At 44.0% G+C, this 2130-nt stretch carries 4 protein-coding genes; 1 reads left to right on the top strand and 3 read right to left on the bottom strand.

Annotated features, from left to right (window positions below; genetic code table 11):
- Positions 1–161: transcriptional repressor (locus tag LGT40_RS00550; RefSeq protein WP_226343121.1), on the bottom strand; the 161-nt coding region annotated here is incomplete at its 3' end.
- A gap of 76 nt (positions 162–237) precedes the next feature.
- On the opposite strand from LGT40_RS00550, the gene LGT40_RS00545 reads away from it, so the two are divergent.
- Positions 238–819, top strand: a complete 582-nt coding sequence (locus LGT40_RS00545; protein ID WP_226072636.1) for an outer membrane protein assembly factor BamE — start codon at positions 238–240, stop codon at positions 817–819.
- A gap of 3 nt (positions 820–822) precedes the next feature.
- Here LGT40_RS00545 and LGT40_RS00540 read toward each other — a convergent pair whose 3' ends face one another.
- Together LGT40_RS00540 and LGT40_RS00535 are read right to left on the bottom strand one after the other, a co-directional pair.
- Positions 823–1461, bottom strand: a complete 639-nt coding sequence (locus LGT40_RS00540) for a carbonic anhydrase (RefSeq protein ID WP_226072638.1) — start codon at positions 1459–1461, stop codon at positions 823–825.
- Between the two features lie 3 nt (positions 1462–1464).
- On the bottom strand, positions 1465–2130 hold a 666-nt coding region (locus LGT40_RS00535), incomplete at its 5' end, for an MBL fold metallo-hydrolase (protein WP_319000253.1).

Here is a 2130-nt window from a genome sequence, read left to right as displayed (position 1 = left end):
TATACCGTGGCTAAACCAATTTCTTCACCCATTTCCAATAAGGCTTTATAAACATCTTCAGCACTTAGGTGGCGTTGTTTAGAGTGTTCTAGGATTTCCAACACCTTTAAACGTGGCAGAGTAATCTTCAATCCCGCTTTTCTTAAATCTTGTCTTTCCATTATTATTGTTGCCTCGTAGAATAGTTACGAATAGCGTATCATCGCACTTTGGTCATCAACACAGAACAAATACTAAATGAAAAGCCTGCTTATTTATAGCCTTTCCTTGGTTATTCTCACGCTCAGCGCCTGTAGCAAAGATAAAATCCCTGGGGTTTATCGAATAGACATTCAGCAAGGGAACCAGGTCACCCAGGAAATGCTGAGTAAACTTGAACCGGGCATGACAAAGAGCCAAGTGTCTTTTGTGATGGGAACCCCGATGTTAATTGATGTATTCCACCCTAATCGCTGGGATTATATCTACAGTTTTCACCCAGGAAATGGCACGCGCGAACAGCGCCGTATTACCTTGTATTTTGATGAAGCTGAAACACTCGATTATATTGACGGTAACACCCGGGTTGTTGAAAACATCCAGTTAACCGAAGAACAGCGCACCGACACCAATGTTGTCGTTCCACTGACCGAACAGAAAACAGGCCTTTTCAATAGCCTGTTGAATGTAATTGGCTTAGGTGAAGAGGAAGTTGAAACAATCGAAGAAACCGATTCCGACACAAATGCCGCTGAGAAAAAACAGAAAGAAGCATTACCGGAAAACACAGACGATTCCATGGGAGATGAACCCGCAGGCCAACTCCCAGATATTCAGTAAAACCTAATTAGCAGATTCCTGAACCGGTTTAAATTGGCCGGTTTGGGGATCAAAACAAAGCAGCTCCCCCGCCGCCAAATCAAAATACCATCCGTGTAAACTCAGGCGACCATCCTCAACGCGTTCTTTAACGCATTCAAAACTCATTAAATTATCTAACGAAACCAATACCGCTCTCTGTTCACATGCTCGTATCTGAGCACTTTCGTCAGTTTGTTGCTGAGATTTAACCCATTCTTTTGCTGGCTGAGCTATGGATACCCATTGATGAATAAACTTAGAATTTTGCTTACCATCATCTTCCCATAAGGCACGGATGCCACCACAATTGGCATGCCCCATGACAATGATATTTTCAACTTCAAGGTTATTCACCGCAAATTCAAGTGCAGAGCTGGTGCCATGATGCAAGCCATCATGCTCACATGGTGGTACCAGATTAGCGACGTTTCTGACAGTGAACAAGTCACCGGGATCACAATCTGTCAGAATTGCCGGATCGACACGGGAATCACAACAGCCAATCATAAGTGTTTTCGCTGGCTGGCCCGTTTTCATACTGGCATAAAGACGACTGTCTTGACCGAAATATTGTTTTTTAAATCGTTGAAAACCTTCAATTAATCTATCTGTATTCGCCATTTTCTATGCTTGTCTCAAAAAAGTTAAAAAAGGATTATGCTGTCTTTCATGAGCAATCGTGGTGACTGGCCCATGACCACTATGGACACGCAAATGTCCGGGGAGCTGCATCAAACGCTGTAAACTATGCTGCATTATAGCCGAATTTCCCATTGGCAAATCCGTACGGCCGATACTGCCATAAAATAACGTGTCACCGACAAAAATATCCTGCTCATCGTAATAGCAACCCTGGCCCGGCGTATGTCCGGGCGTAGAAATAAATCTGAGTGTAGTGTTTCCCAACTGAATTTCATCACCATCCTCTACCAGATAATCTATGCGGCCACATGGCCGATTAAATGCTGGTTGGCCGAACCAGTCCCCCTGAACCGGTAAGGTTTCAAACAAAGGGATCTCTTTTCTTGGCAGGTACGTTGGCACGTCGAACCGCGATTGCAAGGCAACCAGGCCCCCGGCATGGTCCAGATGTCCATGCGTTAACAAAATCATCTGAATATCTGGTACTGGAGAAATAGCGCATAACTGTTTAACCAGCTCATCGGTTTCACCAGTATCTACAATTGCAGCAGCTCCCGTTGGTTCGTCCACCAGCAAATATGTGTTGACCTGAAATGCACCAACAGTAAAGCATTTGATTTGCATCGGTGATTTAACTCCCAAAAAAAA

The organism is Methylophaga pinxianii (genome assembly GCF_020447225.1).
In the GTDB taxonomy this organism is placed as follows: Bacteria; Pseudomonadota; Gammaproteobacteria; order Nitrosococcales; family Methylophagaceae; genus Methylophaga; species Methylophaga pinxianii.
The sequence above is the reverse complement of the archived record's forward strand: the minus strand, read 5'-3'. Positions and strand labels throughout refer to the sequence as shown.

What these genes read in the sequence shown, in the direction of transcription:
- LGT40_RS00545 (WP_226072636.1), top strand. Translation starts at nt 238, where the DNA reads ATGAAAAGCCTGCTTATTTATAGCCTTTCCTTGGTTATTCTCACGCTC.
- LGT40_RS00540 (WP_226072638.1), bottom strand. Translation starts at nt 1,461, where the DNA reads ATGGCGAATACAGATAGATTAATTGAAGGTTTTCAACGATTTAAAAAA.